Origin of the sequence: Pseudomonas synxantha, from assembly GCF_900105675.1 — a bacterium.
Classification (GTDB): Bacteria; Pseudomonadota; Gammaproteobacteria; order Pseudomonadales; family Pseudomonadaceae; genus Aquipseudomonas; species Aquipseudomonas synxantha.
Genome location: NZ_LT629786.1, coordinates 3265459 through 3282808, shown reverse-complemented (window position 1 = coordinate 3282808; position 17350 = coordinate 3265459). Strand labels below are relative to the sequence as shown.

Sequence of the window (17350 nt, the reverse complement as noted above, 5' to 3'; positions counted from 1 at the left end):
TCCCCTACGAGACAGAAAACATGGTCGAGCAAAAATTCAACAGCGGGATGCCAGTGATTGCCAACCTGGAGGACTTCGACAAGAACTCCGGCGGCTGGTTTGAGCGGGTCATTTTCAAAAACCGCATGTTGGTTATCGTTGCCTGCTTGCTTGCAACCGTGACGCTGGGCTTTTTCGCCACGCGCCTGCAGGTCAATGCCAGCTTCGAAAAAATGATTCCCGGCTCCAGCCCCTACATCAAGAACTACATGGCCTACAAAAGTCAGTTGCCAGGCCTGGGTAACAGCATTCGCGTAGTGGTGGAAAACAAGACCGGTGATATTTACGACGCCGACTATCTGCTCGCCCTGCAAAAGGTCAACGACACCCTCTACCTGATACCCGGCGTGGATCGGTCCTGGATGAAGTCGTTGTGGATGCCCATCGTGCGCTGGAAGGAAGTCACGGAGGAGGGCATCGACGGTGGTGCGGTGATGCCGTCTGACTATGACGGCAGCCCGAAGTCGATCCAGGCGCTGCGCAGTAACATCATGCGCGCTGGCATCATTGGTAACCTGGTGGCCAATGACGGCAAGTCGAGCATGATTGTCGCGCCGCTGCTGGATACCAACCCGCAGACCGGCAAACCGCTGGACTACGGCGACTTCTCCAAACAGCTCGAAGACAAGATTCGCGTTCTCGAAAGCCCCAAGGTGGCGATTCATATCGTCGGCTTCAGCAAGCTGGTCGGCGACCTGATCGACGGCCTGTATTCGGTGATGCTGTTTTTCGGGGCCTCGGTGGTGATCGCCGGTCTGTTTGTGTATTTCTATACCCGCTGCCTGCGCAGCACGCTGCTGCTGGTGGGTGTGGCAGTGGCCGGGGTGGTATGGCTGCTGGGGTTGATGCAGATCCTGGGTTACGACCTGGACCCGTACTCGATTCTGGTACCGTTTTTGATCTTCGCCATCGGCATCTCCCATGGCACGCAGAAGATGAACGGCATCCTCCAGGATATCGGCCGTGGCACCCATAAATACGTCGCGGCACGCTACACCTTTCGCCGGCTGTTCCTCACCGGCCTGACAGCACTGTTGACCAATATCGTCGGGTTCGCGGTGCTCGTGATCATCGATATCCCGGTGATTCGCGACCTGGCGCTGACCACCAGTATCGGCGTCGCGGTATTGATCTTCACCAAGCTGTTGCTGATCCCGGTGGCGCTTTCATACCTGGGCGTGAGCCAAAAAGCGGCGCGTATCGCGATCGCCAAGGACCAGGCGGGTGAAGCCAATCGCGGCGTGCTTGGGCGCGTCTGGCATGGCCTTGACCGCTTTACCGAGCGGCCGATGGCCACGGCGGTGATCGCGCTTTCGCTGGTCGTGACGCTGGCGGGCACCGCGGTGATGATGCACCTCAAGGTGGGCGACCTGGACCCCGGCGCGCCGGAGCTGCGCGCCGACTCGCGGTATAACCGCGACAACGCCTACATCACTGCAAACTACGGGCTGTCGAGCGATCAGTTCGTGGTCATCGTCAAGACCAACGAAGACAGCTGCCGCCTCTACCAGTCGTTGCAAAGCATGGACCAACTGGCCTGGCGCCTGCGGCAGACCCCGGGGGTGCAGACCACCCAGTCCCTTGGCGAAACCGTGCGCATGATCAGCTCGGGCATGGCCGAGGGCAGCCCGAAATGGCTGAGCATCAGCCGTGACCAGGCGATCACCAACTCGGCCGTGGATGCCGCGATGATTTCCGCGCCGGGCATCACCAACCAGCAGTGTTCGGTGACGCCGATCATTGCCTACCTGGCCGACCACAAGGCGGACACGCTGAACCGCGTATTGAAGGTGGCCGAAGATTTCGCCAACACCCACAACACCGCCGCGGGCGCCGAGCATCCGGTAGAGTTCCTGCTGGCGGCGGGTAATGCCGGCATCGAGGCGGCGACCAATATCGAAGTCGAGAAGGGCATTATCACCATGTACCTGGCGGTGTACGGCGCCACTGCGCTGTTGTGCCTGCTGACCTTCCGCAGTTGGCGCGCGACCCTGGTGGCGCTGATCCCGCTGCTGATGACCACGATTATCTGCAAGGCGCTGATGGTCTGGCTGGGCATCGGCCTCAAGGTTGCCACTCTGCCGGTGATTGCGGTGGGCGTGGGGGTCGGGGTCGATTACGCGTTGTACCTGCTCAGCGTGCAACTGGCCGTGCAGGCCCGTGGCGGCAGCCTGGCCGTGGCGTACCGGCGTTCGCTGGACTTCACCGGCCGCGTCGTCGCGCTGGTCGGCCTGACCATGGCCGCCGGCGTGATCACCTGGGCCTGGTCGCCGATCAAATTCCAGGCCGACATGGGCATCCTGCTGACCTTCATGTTCCTGTGGAACATGCTCGGCGCACTGGTGCTGATCCCGGCGCTGTCGCACTTTTTGCTTAACCCCAAGGGCAACTCCAAGGGCGGGGCCGCCCTCGACCTGGAGGACACACGCCAGCAGCAAGACAGCCGCAGGCCGGCGGCCCAGCCGCGTAATCACGCATTGACCAAGGCCGCCTTACCCCGGCGCGCCCGCTGACTTAATCGCCGGGGCAGGCCCCGGCCGCACATTGCCAGGAGAGAAAAATGTTCGAGTTATTGCTGAGTGCCGACATGATGGTGCCAGACCCGGACGGCATGACCGAGATGCTGGTCGACAAGCTGGGGATCTACAAACATGAACGCTGGCGCCAGGCGTTCGATAACCACCCGTACATTGCGCATTTCTTGCGCGTGCACAAGTCCCTGGCCGTGTCGCCGACACGCATTGAACCGCAATGGCACCTGGATCGACCGAACCCCGGCGACCCGCTGTTCCATGACTTTCTTGAAAGCCTGAAGGATTTCCAGGGCCATCACCGGCCGATGTTGACCCACTCCATCGTGCTGGCCCTGCATGGCGACAAGTTCGACGCCCTGGTGGCCAAGCTGATGCGCCGGCGCCTGCCGTTCCGCATGGCCCAGCGCACCCCGGAAATGCCGTTCGACCGGCTGTGGCTGGGCGCCACCCCGGAGCAACCGTATTACCAGCCGTCGGTGGATGGCGGCCTGTGCATCGAGATCATGCCCACCGAGCCGTTGCAGATGCCGGCGGAAACCTACCAGTTGCCACCTGCACAGCCGCGCGACCTCAAGCCCGGCGAGATGGTGCGCGTCACCGCCCGTGGCTTCCTGGTACGCGACCTGGATGAAACCCTGCGCAAGGTCTCGACCAACCTCGACTGGGAGCCAAGCGGCCCGGTCCAAAACATCCAGAGTGAAGGCTACCGCCGCGCGCGGATGGGCTTTACGGTGCCCAACAGCGCGACCCTCGATGTGCTGGAAGCGACTTACTGGAATACCGACGCCGGCCACTACGTCAACAACTGGGGCCCAGGACCGTATTACATTCGGATCGGCGTCAACGACTTGGCCGCCAAGGCCGAAGACTTGCGGGCGCGTGGCACGCGATTCCAGTGGATCGAGTCGTCGCAGGCGGTGGACGGTCGGTCGCTGATCAAGGTCGACCCTCAGGAATTCAACGGCCAGGTCTTTGAGTTCGAGGAGTGCCCTGCATGACCACCACGCACCCTGAGCAAACAGTCGTGCAGATCAACGAGGCGGTGCGCCTGGAGCGCGAGGCCAGGGTCGGCTGGATCGTTCTGACGCGCCCGGGGCAAATCAACGCGATCAACGACGCTATCCGCCTGGGCGTACCCCAGGCGCTGAGCCTGTTGCAACAGGACCCGGCGATCCGCGTGATTGTGATCCGCGGAGAAGGCGAGCGGGGCTTCTGTGCCGGCGCCGACATCAAGGAGCGCCGTGGTACCGAGTCCAGCCTGCAGGTGCGCCAGCGCATGGAGAAACTGCGCTGGATCGAATCGCTCGACGCGGTGAGCAAGCCGGTGATCGCCGCCATTCATGGTTATTGCATGGGCGGCGGGCTGGAGCTGGCATTGGCTTGTGACATTCGCTTCGCCGCGCCTGACGCGGTGTTCGCGCTGCCGGAAACCGGCCTGGGGCTGATTCCCGGCGGTGGCGGTACGCAACGGCTGTCGCGGGTGGTTGCGCCGGGCCAGGCACTGGACATGCTGCTCACCGGCGATCGCGTGAGCGCCGAGCAGGCCCAGCGCATTGGCCTGGTCAGCCGTTTGGCCAGTGACAGCGCCTCGTTGCAGAGCGAAGTGCGCGACTTTGCCCAGCGTATTGCCGGCAAACCACCGACCGCGTCGGCGTTTGTCAAACGGGCAGCGCGGGCAGCGCTGGAACTGGACCTCAAGAGCGGCCTGAACCTGGAGCTGGACCTGTTCGCCTTGCTGGCCCCGACCGGGGATGCCCGCGAGGCGGCGCTGGCGTTCAGCGAACGACGCGAAGCGCAGTTCACCGGCGAATAAGCCGCAGAGGCGTGCCGAGACAACCATAAGGAACAGGACATGAGTACAGGAAAACTGGCAGGGCGCGTGGCGATCATCACCGGCGCAGGTGGCGGCCTGGGCGCCGAGTGCGCGCGGGTGCTGGCGTCCCATGGCGCAAGCATCGCGGTAGTCGACATCAATTTCGAAGGCGCCAGCGCGGTAGCCCAGGCGCTGCTGGCCGAAGGGCATCAGGCGCTGGCGATTTGCACCGATGTGTCCTCCGAAGACGACGTCAAAGCCATGGTCGCCCAGGTGCGCCAACACTTTGGGCGTATCGATGTGCTGCACAACAACGCGGCCATTCTCAACGCCGAACAACGCCAGCTGGACCGTGATTTCGTCAACCTCGACATGCAGGCCTGGGACCGCGCCATTGCGGTCAACCTGCGCGGCGCCGTGCTGTGCACCAAGCATGTGATCCCGGTGATGCTGGAACACGGCCAGGGCTCGATCATCTTTGCCACCTCGGGCCTGGGCATGCAGGGCGACATGTCGTTGACCGGCTACGCCACGTCCAAGGCCGGCTTGATGATGTTGCCGCGCATGGTCGCTTCGCAGTACGGCAAGCAGGGCATTCGCGGCAATGCCGTGCAGATCGGCCTGGCGCCCTCCGAGCACGCGATGCCCGCCGCACTGCTGGATATCCTGCGGGACAACCACTGCACCGCCGAATTGGGCACGCCCCGGCAGATCGCCGACGTGGTGGCGTTCCTGGCCAGTGATGAGTCGTCTTTCGTGACCGGCACCACGCTGGTGGCCGATGGCGGTTTCAGCAGCCATACACCGTCGTTGGTGGCCATGCGTGCGCTGTTCGCGCAAATGGGCCGCACCGGCATGTAACGCCTGGCGCGATGCGTCCGTCGGGCGCGTCGCGGTCTCTTTTGCCGCCATTGCCGCCAGACGCTGCCATGGCTGGAACCACCTGGAAACCTGTGATGAATCAGAACCCACATGCGCTGAACAATGACTTTGATGTGATCGTGGTCGGTGGCGGCAGCAATGGCCTGTCGGCGGGCTGCTACCTGGGCATGGAAGGCAAGAAAGTCCTGGTGCTCGAGGCACTCGACAAGGTCGGCGGCATGGCCTCTTCGGGCTACCTGATCCCCGAGGCGCCACAGCACTTGGTGCACCCGTGTGCGTTGGACATGATGTCCATGCGCGTGCACGCCCATGTACCGGTTGAACTGGAACTGGCACGGCACGGCTTCAAATCGGTGGAAATGGCGCCGGGGTATGTGTACCTGCACCCGGACGGCACCTCGCTGGTGTTCTGGCGTGACCGCGAGAAAACCGCCGCCGAAATTCGCCGCTTCAGCAGCAAGGACGCCGACGCATTTCTGCAGTTCATGAAGGTCATCGACCTGTTCCTGGACATTGCGCTGCCGATGATGCGCGTCGACCCGGCACAGACCAACCTGGGCACCAAGCTTAAAATTCTCGGCACGGCGATCAAGCGCAAGGCGCTCAAGCCCGAGCTGATGGCATTGATGACAGGCTCGGCGTTGCAGGCGGCGCGTGAGCGTTTCGAGCACCCGGTGACTATTTCCGCGATGTGTGCGCTGACCGGCCTGGCCGGGGATATCAGTGCCGATGGCGGTGGCATTTACTACGCGTTGCTCGGCTTCCTTCATCGCTTCGGGGTAGGTCGGGTGCTGGGCGGGATGCAACAGTTGAGCAATGCCTTGCAGGCACGCCTGGAGGAATTGGGCGGGCAGGTGCTGGTGTCGGCCAGCGTCAGTGAAATCGTGTCCAAGGACGGGCAGGTCAAGGGTGTGAAACTCGCCGATGGCCGCAGCTTCACTGCGCGCGCGGTGATCGCGGGCTGTCACCCCAAGCCGGCGCTGGAAATGGTCACCGCCGGCGAAATCCCCCGGCATCTGCTCACGCGCATCGCCATGGCGCCGGCCAACGCCAAGGGTTCGGGCCCGTTGAAAGTGGACGTGGCCCTGCGCGGGCAGATCTCGCTGCCGCGTTTTGAAGCGTGGCGCGGTGATGGTGTGGACCTGCGCAATACCTGCCTGTTGATCGGAACCGAGGAAGCGGTGCTGGAGAATTTTGCTACTTCTTCACGCGGCGAGGTGCCGAAATTGCCGTATATCACCGTGGCTGCGCCGAGTGCTGCGGACCCTTCCCAGGCCCCGGCGGGGCAGGATGTGTTGTACATCTACCCGCCGGTGATGCCGGTGAACCCGACCCAGGGTTGGGATGGCCTGCGCGAGCAAGTGGCTGACCAGGTGATGACGCAGTTGTATGACTATATCGACGGCATTGAGGGCCAGGTGATTGGCCGGCACATCGAAGCGGCACCGGACTTTACGGCGCGCTTGAACACCGTCAACGGTTGCGTGGTGCATATCGACACCACGTCACTGCGCTCCAGCACGATGCGCCCGGCCCATGGCTTGGGCGGCGATACGTTACCGGTCGCAGGCCTGTACCTGGGCAGCGCGGGCATTCATCCGGGTGGCGGGGTCAATGGCATGGCAGGACGGCTGGCGGCCCGACGAGTGAGCGCGTACCTGAAGAAAACCGCTCGCTGAACCACACCCGACGCACGCCTGTAGGCGCGACGGCTCCCCTGTGGCGAGGGAGCTTGCTCCCGCTGGGTCGCGAAGCGGCCCCCAAAAAGCGGGAGCGCTGCGCACTCCAGCGGGAGCAAGCTCCCTCGCCACAATGTCTTGCACCCGGCGCGGTGTACGCCGGGGTCTTGAAGCGCACTGCGTCCTCCACCAATGGCAAGCCAAACAACCGCTCCCCTGTGGCGAGGGAGCTTGCTCCCGTTGGGTCGCGAAGCGGCCCCAAAAAAGCGGGAGCGCTGCGCACTCCAGCGGGAGCAAGCTCCCTCGCCACAATGTTTTGCACTCGACGCGATTTACGCCGGAGCGCTTGAAGCGCGCTGCGTTCTTCGCCAATGGCAAGCCAAAAAACCGCTCCCTGTGGCGAGGGAGCTTGCTCCCACTGGGTCGCGAAGCGGCCCCCAAAAAGCGGGAGCGCTGCGCACTCCAGCGGGAGCAAGCTCCCTCGCCACAATGTCTTGCACCCGGCGCGGTGTACGCCGGGGTCTTGAAGCGCACTGCGTCCTCCACCAATGGCAAGCCAAACAACCGCTCCCTCGCCACAATGTGTTGCACCCGGCGCGGTGTACGCCGGGGTCTTGAGGCGCGCTGCATCCTTCACCATGGCAAGCCAAACAACCGCTCCCTCGCCACAATGTCTTGCACCCGGCGGGGTCTTGAAGCGCGCTCATACAAAAAATCTTATGTGCGCAGTGAAATCCCCGCCAGGACGAAATCAGCCGAATATTGACGCCAGGTCGACAGGCCTTCTTCGGAGTCGGTATCCAGGCCCGCCAGGGCTGACATGGAATAGCTGTTGGTAAACCAGCCGGTGGTCACCAGGGACGCACTGGCAAGCAGCAGGCGCGGGTTGATATCGGCACGGAAATCACCGCTGGCAGCACCGCGCTTGAGGATCGCGTCCAACTTGGCAATCAGCGCCGGCGCCAGCTCAAGGAAATGGTTACGCGGTGTTTCATGGACGTCGTGATAGCGGATCCCTTCCAGCGCCAGGCTACCCAGGAAGGGATCGAAGCGGTACTGATCGAAGAAGTGATTGAGCACGCTGCGCATGGCCAGCGGCGGTGGCAACGACTCCACGTTGAGGTTGACCAGCTCGGACATGATGTTGTCCGAAGACTCGTCCAATACCGCCACGAACAAGCCTTCTTTCGACCCGTAGTAGTGATAGACCAGTTGCTTGGTAACCCCGGCGTCAATGGCGATGGCTTCGACGCGCGCGCCTGCCAGGCCTTTGCGGGCGAATTCGATGCGTGCGGCGGCGAGCAGGCGATTCATTGTGCTGCGTTTGCCCTGTTCGCCACCTTCAGCTGTCTTTGTCGCCACCTTCTGTTCCTTCTGCCGGCATGTGTTGTTTGCGGGACTTCGTTTGACCCCGGGTCAAACGAATCGGACTGCCCGTACCTGGACGAGCGCATACCATAGGTTGGCAGCCCGGACACTGCACGTAAAGCCGGTGCCCGGACAATAAAAACAAGAGATAGGAGATATTGATGAGCAACGAGAGCGCAGCGTTGGACCTGGCCACCGCATATTCCGCGGTGTCGCAGCTGTACCGCGGTACCGACCTGGATATTCACGAGGTGTGCCGTGAGCAGCGCCTCAAGTCGCCGATCTACGAAGGCGACTTCATCACCCAGTTCGGTGTGCCGACCAATGCTGGCACGCAGCAGGGTACGCGTCCGACCTTCGCCTTGTTCAACTATCAGGATGTGATGAGCGTGTTGCGCGATGGCGCGACCTTCACCAGCGGGTTCATTGCCGAAGGCCTCGGCGCATTCTTCGACGGTTTGATCATCCTCGCGATGGATGGCGACGAGCACCGCAAGGTACGCGCGCTGTTGCAACCGGCGTTCATGCCGGAAACCGTCAACAAGTGGCGCCCGCAGATCGACCAGGTGATCCGCGAGGAATACATCCAGCCCATGCTGGCGGCCAAAAAGGCCGACCTGATGAAGTTCGGCCTCGAACTGCCCATTCGGGTGATGTACGCCTTGATGGGGTTCCCCTCGGATGATCCCTCCAAATACAAGCAATACGCTGCCTGGGCGCTGGCCATCGTCGGAGGCAACCAGATTGACCCGACCAAAATGGTCGAAGCACGCCGCCAGGCCGGCATTGCGGTCAAGGGTTTGTACGACGCGCTGCAGGAAGTCGTGGTGCAACGTCGCGCCGAGGGCAGCCAGGGCGATGACGTCGTGGGGCGCCTGCTGCGTGCCGAATACGAGGGGCGGACCCTGGATGACCACGAAGTCATCACCTTCACGCGTTCGCTGTTGCCGGCAGCCGGTGAAACCACCACGCGCATGTTCGGCTCGGTGATGACCTTGCTGTTGACTACTCCAGGCCTGCTGGAACGCGTGAAAGCCGACCGCTCGTTGATCGCCAGGTTGATGGACGAAACCACGCGCTTCGAGCCGGTCGCCACCTTCAAGGTGCGTGAGACCGCCAAGGACGTGGAATTCCACGGTGTGAAGATTCCCAAAGGCTCCTTCGTGCAATGCATGGTGGTGTCTGCCAACCGTGACGAAGCCGCGTTCGAACACCCCGACGTCTTCGACATCGACCGCAAGCCAAAACCGTCTTTCGGTTTCGGTTTTGGCCCGCACATGTGCATCGGCCAGTTCGTGGCCAAGGTCGAGATCAGCAGCGCGGTGAACGCGATTCTCGACCTGTTTCCCAACCTGCGCCTGGACCCGAGCCAGCCCGTGCCGCAGATCAACGGCGCGCAGTTGCGTGGGGTTTCGACACTCCCGGTTATCTGGGACTGAACACACCTTTCTACAAAACATCCCTGCAAAAGCATCCCTACAAAAACAATAGAGGGCAGCATGAGAACGTTTAAAACCATTCCAGAACGCGGTGATTTCGGCTTTCAACAATTGGTCGGCCCGCACAAGGTCACGGGCGCATCGATGGCCGCCGAGCGCGGGTTCTTCGGCCTGCACCTGAGCAAGAGTTCGCCGTTCGGCTCGGTCCGTGACGAGGAGGGCAATATCTACTCCTTCGTGCGCTCACTGATGGCGCCCAACGGCACCCCCAACCCGACCAAATTCTTCTACCTGAACAACCACGTGGATCACGTCAACCTGCGCATGGACCACGAGAAAATGGCCAGGCAGGCGTTGACGCCACTGCCGGTGCACAGCCTGGACGGCGACACCGCGCGCTGGGCCAGCCAACCGGGCGAGCCGGGCAATGCCTGGGAAATCACCGCCAACAGCGAACGCCTGACCTGGAAGGAAGAGGGCCTGTTCCATCTCGAAGGCCGCCTGCTCGGCCCGGGGTTGCAGTGGTACCTGCCCGGCGTGGAGTGGGGCACGTTCTACGTGTCGCAGCTGTGGGAGCTGTCCGGTGTGTGCGAAGGCCGCCCGGTGAAGGGCGCCATGGCACTGGACCAGTTCTACATGGCCGAAGGCGGCGCCATCCACTTCAAGAAAGACTTGGTGGTGAACAACAACAAGCATGTGATCTGGTGGTCGTTCGTCACGGTGTACAAGGATGGCACCTGGGACACCGGCTCCTTCATGGTCGGGCACGACCACCTGGGCTACGCGATCTTCAACAACGAAAAGGGCGAAGTGCGGGTGACGACCGACATCGAGGGCCTCACCGAACACAAAGACGGCAGCTACTTCCTCAAGTCCGCGAAGATCACCCTGGAAGGCAAGGAACAATGGGAGTTCCTGCCGGACGAGAAAGGCGAGATGATCGACTTCGTCGGCGGCTTCCCGATTACTGCCCAGCAAGAAGGCCGCTGGCGCCGGGTTGGCGATACCCGTGAGCCGTCGCACTGGCTGGGCTGGGGTGAGTCGGACCGGCGCAACGGTTCGGCGCGCAACGTCAAGGGCCAGGACTTGTAACCTCCAGGCGGCCGGGCCCAACAGGCCCGGCCGCCGCGACACCCGCCTCGACTAATAAAAACAATGAGGATCCGGCGATGAAATATCGCGACAAAGTAGTGCTGGTCACCGGTGGCGGACGCGGCATGGGCCGTGCAATCGCACTGGCGTATGCCCGCGAGGGCGCCAAGGTGGTCGTATCGGCGCGCACCGCGCGTTATGGCGAAGAAACCGTCGGGCAAATCCAGGCCCTGGGTGCACAAGCCTGCCTGGTCGGCGGTGACATCGCCGACCGTGAAGCGATCAAGGCCATGGTGCAAGGCGCTGTCGACGGCTTTGGCCAACTGGACATCGTCGTGCATTGCGCCGCCGACACCAGCCACGGGCTGATGGCCGAGATGGCCGATGACACCTTCGATCACATCGTACGCAGCAATATCCAGTCGTTGTTCTGGCTGGCCAAAGACAGTGCGCCGTACCTGTCCAAGGCAGTCGACAAGGGCCGGCTGATCTTTATTTCGTCCGGCGAAGCCAACCGCAAATACACCCCCCGCCTGATTGCCTACGGCGCGAGCAAGGCGTTCATGAATGCCTTTGCCCGTGGCCTGGCGGTGGAGTTTGGCGCGCTGGGCATCCTGGTCAATGTGGTCGAGCCGGGCCTGATTGGCACTGACCATATGCTGGAAACCCTGGGCAACGAATTGCCGCATCAACTGGCCGCGCATTTTCCGGTAAGCCGCCTGGGTGAGTCCGCCGACATTGCCAACGCCGTGCTGTTCCTCACCTCCAACGAAGCCTCCTATATCACCGGCACGTCGCTGCTGGTGGACGGTGGTGCCACGATGATCGCACTGCCCAAGGTCGAAGACATCCTCAAGGGCCACTAAGCATGTCGCGCATTGCGCCGGGAGTTAGACCATGACGACTGATACACGCACCAAAACTGCGCCTCGGCAGGGCAGTGATTTTTCCGAATTCAAGCGCGGCTGGCGCGTGGTCCTGCTCGGACTGTTCGGCATCTGCACCAGTATTACTGCGGCATTGCTGTATGCCTTCGGCACCCTGGTGATTCCGCTGGAACAAGCGTTTGGCTGGAGCCGCGGCGACTTGCAAGCGTCGATCACGTTCCTCTTCGCGGGCGTGGCGATTTCCACCCAGGTCGTCGGTTGGTTGTATCGGCGTTATGGCCTGCGTCGCGTGGCAATTGTTTCGATTGTGCTGCAGATCGTCGGCTATTTCGCAATCACCCAGATCCAGGGTTCGATTGGCTGGCTGTACCTGGCGTTCTTTGCCATGCCGATCGTCTGTGCCGGCACCATCGCCATTACCTGGACCCAATTGGTCAACCTGTGGTTCGAGCGCAACCGTGGCCTGGCGCTGGCGATTATCTTGTGCGGCACCGGGTTGATGGCCATGGTGCTGCCGCCGTTGTTGTCTCGGCTGATTGCGGCCTATGGCTGGCAGGCCGGGTTCTTCGCCCTGGGTGCGATGCCATTGCTGTTCACATTGCCGTTGGCGCTGTGGTGGTTGCGCCTGCCGACTGACTTTTCAAGGCCTGCCACCGGCAGCCATTCGGCCGAGCAGGGCAAACCGCTGGAGCTGTCCGGCATGAGTTTCCGGCAAGCCTTGCGCAGCGGCATGTACTGGGGCTTCAACGTGGCGCTGATCCTGTCGGTGTCGTTGACCGTCGGCATGGTCACCAACATGGTGCCGATGTTGCAAAGCAAAGGGCTCAGCCCGCAGGAGGCGGCCCAGGTATTCAGTACCTTCGGTATCTCGATCATCGCCGGGCGCCTGTTGGTGGGCTACTTGCTGGACCGTTATTCGCCGTCGATGGTGGCGGCGGTCAGCCTGGTGCTGCCGGCGCTGGGCTGCGCAATTTTCTATTTCAGCGGCGGGCAAAGCCTGCCGTTGCTGGTGCTTGCCACCCTGTGCATCGGCGCGAGTGCCGGGGCCGAGTTTGATCTGGCGGCGTTCCTGATGGCGCGTTATTTCGGGCTCAAGGATTACGCACGGATCTTCGGCCTGCACCTGTGCCTGATCACCATCGTGTCCGGGCTGGTGCCGATCTTGTTCGGGCATCTCTACGACGTGTACGGCAGCTATTCAGCCGTGTTGGTGTGCTGTTTCTGCTGCGCGATCATCGGCCCGACCATCCTGCTGTGCCTGAAGATGGAACCGGCATTCCTGGCGCGCCGGTATGCCTGGCAACAGCAGCAACCCGCCTGAAGTCTTTCCCTGAGGACATCGAGTTTATGAGCATGGACAGACAAGCTATCGAGCGTTTCCTGCATGGACAGGTCGACTGTTGGAACAAGGGTGACAAGCAGGGATTTTTTGCCCACTACCGCAGCGTGTCGCCCAACGGCTTGAGCATCGAATACGTCGGCAGGCCAGTGCAGGATGGCTGGCAGGTATTGGAGGGCATGTGGGCGCAGCAGCAGCCCAAGATCCGTGTCGAGGTGCGCCAGTGCATCGTCAACGGTAGCGAGGCTGCCTGTCATCACCTCAACGCCTTCCGCGAGCTGGAAGGCGGTATCGAGACCATTGAGTTGTATCGGTTCGAAGAGGGCAAATTGTCGGTGCGTTACTTCATCGACCTGTAGCCGTTCATACCCCGTCGGTCGAAAACGACAGCTCGCGCCATTGTTCAATGTGCGTGAGCATGTCGGTCAGCTTGGTGCTGACTTGCTGGTACGCATCCGAACCCGCCAGATAACGCAGGGGCGGCTGTTCATGGTTGGCCAGGCCTACAAGAGCCGCGCCCAGTTTGGCTGGGTTGCCGGTCTGCTGATGGTTGTAGGCGGCCGAGGCGCCCTTGACCTTGGCGGTGAACACCTCGTAGTCCGCCAGGCCGCGGCTGCCAAACACTGCCGAGCTTGGGTCGAGGAAGTCGGTGCGAAACACCCCCGGCTCAACCAGCGTGACCTTGATGCCGAACCCCGCGACCTCCTGGGCCAGGGATTCGGAAAAGCCTTCCACCGCAAACTTCGACGCGCAGTACAGCGCTGCGCCGCCCATGCCCAGCAGGCCTCCCATCGACGACAGGTTGAACACGCGGCCACTGCGTTGGCGGCGCATGACCGGCAGCACGGCGCGGCACACATTGAACACCCCGAACACATTGGTGGCGAACTGTTGTTGGGCTTCGGCGGCGAGGTTTTCTTCGAAGGGCGCCAGTTGGCCATAACCGGCGTTATTGACCAGCACATCGATGCGGCCAAACTGCGCCACCGCGGCATCGACCGCCGCCAGTGCCTGGGCTTCGTCGCTCACGTCCAACTCCACCGCCAGGACGCGCTCGCCGTAGGGGGCGAAGACGCCTTGCAAGACCTCAAGGCGTCGACCGCTGACCACTACGTTGTCGCCCGCATCCAGGGCGGCGCGGGCGATGGCCGCGCCAAGGCCACGTGCCGCGCCGGTGATAAACCAGGTTTTGTTCATGGGATGGCTCCTGCGCTCTGCGCATAAAAAAGCCGCACTCACGCCAGGCGCGGATGCGGCGCAAGGGGAATGGATCAGTCGCGGTTGGCCGCTTCCCAGGTTTTCAAGTCGAAGCCTTCGGCGGCGGCTTCGACAGCCGTCAAGCGGGGAGCACGGGCCAGGATCTTGCGCGCGGCCATGTGGTCACCCATGCGGTTGCATGATTCCACTGCCACCAGCCGCTCATTGCGAAAGCACAACACAGACAGTTGCCGGTTTTCGGCAGAGCCCAGCACTACGGTGCTGTCGTAACCGGTGGAAAGCCCGGCGATTTGCAGCTTGAGGTCGCCCTGGTCAGTCCAGAACCAAGGCAGGGCCGCGTAAGGTGCAGGCTTGCCCATCAAACGTGCTGCCACGGCGCGCGCCTGATCAATGGCGTTCTGCACGGATTCCAGGCGGGTGTGCTGTTCGTCGTTTTGCAGGCACGGGAAGCTGGCGACATCGCCCAGCGCAGAGATCTGCGCATCAGAGGTGAGCAGATTGGCGTCGACCTTGATCCCGTTCTCGATCGCCAGCCCGGCTTCGGTCGCCAGCTGGGCATTGGCGATCACGCCGATGCCGAACACCACCAGGTCCGCCGGCAAGCGGCGCCCGTCGTTGGTGTGCACCGCGCACACGTTGCCATTGTCGGCTTCGATGCTGCTCAGGCCCTGGCGGAAGTCGAAATGCACGCCCCAGGCTTCATGGGCCTGGCGAAACAGCTCGGACATCTCCCGCGAGACCGCCCGCGCCATCGGCCGTTCACCCAGCTCCAGCACATGTACATTGGCGCCGAGGGCGGCGGCCACGGCCGCGAATTCCAGGCCAATGAACCCCGCGCCGATGACCACCACGTTGCGCGCCGCCTTGGCCAGTGGCGCCAGGGCGTCGGCGTCGGCCCTGGTCTTGATGCCGAACACCTGCGGCAGCTCTGCGCCAGGCACCGGCAGCGGGCGGTTGTGAGCACCAGTGGCGAGCACCAGGTGGTCGTAGCCCACGGCTTCTCCAGACGCAAGCAGTACGCGGCGGTTCAGGCGGTCGATGGCCGTTGCCTGGTCATGCACCAGTTCAATGCGTTGGGTGGCGTAGAACTCTTCAGGGCGAAACAGCAAGTTGGTTGCCTGGATCTTGCCCAGCAAGTAGGCCTTCGAGAGCGGCGGGCGTTGATAGGGCAGGCCGGGCTCATCGCCAATCAGCGTGATACGGCCTTCAAAGCCTTCCTGGCGCAGGGACGCCGCAACTTGAAAACCGGCCTGGCCAGCACCGACGATAACGACAGAGGCGAGGGTCATGACAGCTCCTTGGCGCGTATTCAGAATTGCGACGACGGCAGGCGCAAGACCATGCCGTCCATGTCTTCGCTGATGATTAACTGGCAGCTCAGGCGGCTGTTGTCCTGGCGCTCGAAGGCGTACTCGAGCATGTCGGTCTCCATGCTTTCCGGTTGCGCCACCTTGGCCAGCCAAGCCTCGTCGACATAGGCGTGGCAGGTGGCGCAACTGCACGCACCCCCGCAATCGGCAGGGATGCCGGGCACCGAAGCGAAGGTCGCCGCCTGCATCACCGACTGGCCGATGCTGCCGTTGACCCGGTGTTCGGTGCCGTTGTGTTCAATAAACGTCAATGTGGGCATGTTCTGCTCCGGTTCTTCTCAGGATTGATGGGGCAGCGCCTGCGCGGTAAAGCGCGGCACGCGGCCCAGGGTCAGTAGCAACAGCGGGCCGATCAGGCAGCAGGCGGCGCTGTACACCAGCATCGCGGTGTAGGAACCGGTACGTGCGAGCATCACGGCGAACAACAGTGGCGCCAGGGCCGAGGCCACGGTGTTCAGGCCTTGGTGCACACCAAACAGGCGGCCGTACTCGCGCAAGCCGAAATAACGCGCAATGAGGAAGGCGGCGATATCGAATTCTGCGCCTGCACCAAAACCCACCAGCACGGCCGCCAGCATCAACGGGGCGATTTCGGTGGAGGTGTTCAGGTAAATGAAACACCCCACGGCAGGCAGGATCAGGCTGATCGCCGACACCGCAGGCGGCCACAGGCGATCGAGCAGGTAGCCAATCAACAGCCGGCCGAAGATCAGCGAAATCCCGAAGCAACTGAATACCGTGGCCGCGTCACCCGCCGACAGCCCTTTGGCTTGCAGCATGGGCACGGTGCTGGTGACCATCCCCACAATCGAGGAAATCACCAGGCTGAGCGCCAGGTTGCAGGTCCAGAACTTCAGCGAGCCCATGCCTTCGCGAAAGCTCATGCCGGGCAGGGCCGCCAGCGCCTGCTTTCTGTCGCCATCGCCCTGGGCCATCGGCAGCTTGAACCACAGCAAAATCAGGGGCAGCAATACCAGCAGGTTAAGCAACGCGAGGATGACGAAGGCTGCACGCCAGTCCCATTGCTCGATGCCCCAGGCCATCAGGCGTGGAATGGTGGCTGCGGTGACGCCAGTACCGGACAGCCCGATGGCCAGCGCGAGCCCGCGATTGCGGTCGAACCACAAGCTCAGCAGTTGGGTCCAGGTGACCGCCAAGGCGCCCATACCGATGATCGGCAGTACCGCAAAGGCAAAGTACATCGACCAGATGGAGGCAGTCAGTTGGGTGGTGGCCAGGTAGCCGAGGGAGAGCAGCAGCAGCGAAATCACGGTGACGCGTTTCATCCCGTAGCGCAGGTTGAACCAGCCCACCAATTGCAGCGATACCACGGCGCCGCCGAACAGGAAGGTGATGCACGCCTGCAGTTCGCTTCTGCTCCAGCCGAAGGCGTCGCCCAGCGGCACCACCAACGTGCCGAAGCCATACAACAGCGCGGCATTGATGCTGATGGCGACACCGGCGACCGACAGGATCAGGATTTTCCAGCCCTGACGGAATTCATGAAAATCAATAGCCGCTTCGTTTTTCGAAGGCTGCATGGGGTTGGCTTCCTTATAGGTTTTGTTGAGCCAAGCGCTGCTGGGGAAACTGTTTGGTTCTGTATTCAGAACCGGATACCGGGTGGAGACTAAAATTGCCCATCTGGGTTTGTCCAGCATCGCCATGTGACTGACAGACAAACGAAAAT

Annotated in this window: 15 protein-coding genes; 10 read left to right on the top strand and 5 right to left on the bottom strand. The window is 62.4% G+C overall.

Going from position 1 to position 17350, the window contains the following annotated elements:
* The first annotated feature begins 20 nt into the window (after window positions 1-20).
* From BLU48_RS15210 to BLU48_RS15190, 5 genes are all read left to right on the top strand, one after another.
* Entirely contained in the window at window positions 21-2552 is a 2532-nt protein-coding gene (locus BLU48_RS15210; RefSeq protein ID WP_057023706.1) for an efflux RND transporter permease subunit, read from the top strand.
* Window positions 2553-2599: 47 nt separating this feature from the next.
* The gene (locus BLU48_RS15205; protein WP_057023707.1) at window positions 2600-3571 is read left to right on the top strand and encodes a VOC family protein; all 972 of its coding nucleotides are present in this window, start codon (window positions 2600-2602) and stop codon (window positions 3569-3571) included.
* The gene (locus tag BLU48_RS15200) at window positions 3568-4386 is read left to right on the top strand and encodes an enoyl-CoA hydratase/isomerase family protein (protein ID WP_057023708.1); all 819 of its coding nucleotides are present in this window, start codon (window positions 3568-3570) and stop codon (window positions 4384-4386) included. Before BLU48_RS15205 ends, BLU48_RS15200 begins: the two co-directional genes overlap by 4 nt.
* Before the next feature lie 39 nt (window positions 4387-4425).
* A complete protein-coding gene (locus BLU48_RS15195) occupies window positions 4426-5247 on the top strand; it encodes an SDR family NAD(P)-dependent oxidoreductase (protein ID WP_057023709.1) in 822 nt (273 codons plus the stop codon).
* A gap of 95 nt (window positions 5248-5342) precedes the next feature.
* The gene (locus tag BLU48_RS15190; protein ID WP_057023710.1) at window positions 5343-6947 is read left to right on the top strand and encodes a phytoene desaturase family protein; all 1605 of its coding nucleotides are present in this window, start codon (window positions 5343-5345) and stop codon (window positions 6945-6947) included.
* Between the two features lie 717 nt (window positions 6948-7664).
* Here BLU48_RS15190 and BLU48_RS15185 read toward each other — a convergent pair.
* Window positions 7665-8309 (bottom strand): TetR/AcrR family transcriptional regulator, encoded by a 645-nt coding sequence (locus BLU48_RS15185; RefSeq protein WP_057023711.1) that lies wholly within the window; start codon window positions 8307-8309, stop codon window positions 7665-7667.
* Between the two features lie 167 nt (window positions 8310-8476).
* Between BLU48_RS15185 and BLU48_RS15180 the strand changes: the two genes are divergently transcribed.
* The 5 genes from BLU48_RS15180 to BLU48_RS15160 all read left to right on the top strand — a co-directional run bounded on the left by BLU48_RS15180 (window position 8477) and on the right by BLU48_RS15160 (window position 13431).
* The gene (locus BLU48_RS15180; protein ID WP_172833424.1) at window positions 8477-9754 is read left to right on the top strand and encodes a cytochrome P450; all 1278 of its coding nucleotides are present in this window, start codon (window positions 8477-8479) and stop codon (window positions 9752-9754) included.
* Between the two features lie 60 nt (window positions 9755-9814).
* Window positions 9815-10846 (top strand): hypothetical protein, encoded by a 1032-nt coding sequence (locus tag BLU48_RS15175; protein WP_057023713.1) that lies wholly within the window; start codon window positions 9815-9817, stop codon window positions 10844-10846.
* 77 nt (window positions 10847-10923) lie between these two features.
* A complete protein-coding gene (locus BLU48_RS15170; RefSeq protein WP_057023714.1) occupies window positions 10924-11712 on the top strand; it encodes an SDR family NAD(P)-dependent oxidoreductase in 789 nt (262 codons plus the stop codon).
* Between the two features lie 31 nt (window positions 11713-11743).
* Complete coding sequence (locus BLU48_RS15165) at window positions 11744-13054, top strand: MFS transporter (RefSeq protein WP_057023715.1); 1311 nt, start codon at window positions 11744-11746, stop codon at window positions 13052-13054.
* A gap of 26 nt (window positions 13055-13080) precedes the next feature.
* Window positions 13081-13431, top strand: a complete 351-nt coding sequence (locus BLU48_RS15160) for a Cif family virulence factor (protein ID WP_057023716.1) — start codon at window positions 13081-13083, stop codon at window positions 13429-13431.
* A 4-nt stretch (window positions 13432-13435) separates the two neighbouring features.
* On the opposite strand, the gene BLU48_RS15155 is transcribed toward BLU48_RS15160, so the two are convergent.
* The 4 genes from BLU48_RS15155 to BLU48_RS15140 all read right to left on the bottom strand — a co-directional run bounded on the left by BLU48_RS15155 (window position 13436) and on the right by BLU48_RS15140 (window position 17201).
* Window positions 13436-14269 carry an oxidoreductase gene (locus BLU48_RS15155; protein ID WP_057023717.1) on the bottom strand — a complete coding sequence of 278 codons (834 nt, stop codon included), beginning with the start codon at window positions 14267-14269 and terminating at the stop codon, window positions 13436-13438.
* A 74-nt stretch (window positions 14270-14343) separates the two neighbouring features.
* Window positions 14344-15579 carry an NAD(P)/FAD-dependent oxidoreductase gene (locus BLU48_RS15150; protein ID WP_057023718.1) on the bottom strand — a complete coding sequence of 412 codons (1236 nt, stop codon included), beginning with the start codon at window positions 15577-15579 and terminating at the stop codon, window positions 14344-14346.
* A 20-nt stretch (window positions 15580-15599) separates the two neighbouring features.
* A complete protein-coding gene (locus BLU48_RS15145; RefSeq protein WP_057023719.1) occupies window positions 15600-15920 on the bottom strand; it encodes a 2Fe-2S iron-sulfur cluster-binding protein in 321 nt (106 codons plus the stop codon).
* Window positions 15921-15938: 18 nt separating this feature from the next.
* Entirely contained in the window at window positions 15939-17201 is a 1263-nt protein-coding gene (locus BLU48_RS15140) for an MFS transporter (protein WP_057023720.1), read from the bottom strand.
* Between the last annotated feature and the right edge of the window lie 149 nt (window positions 17202-17350).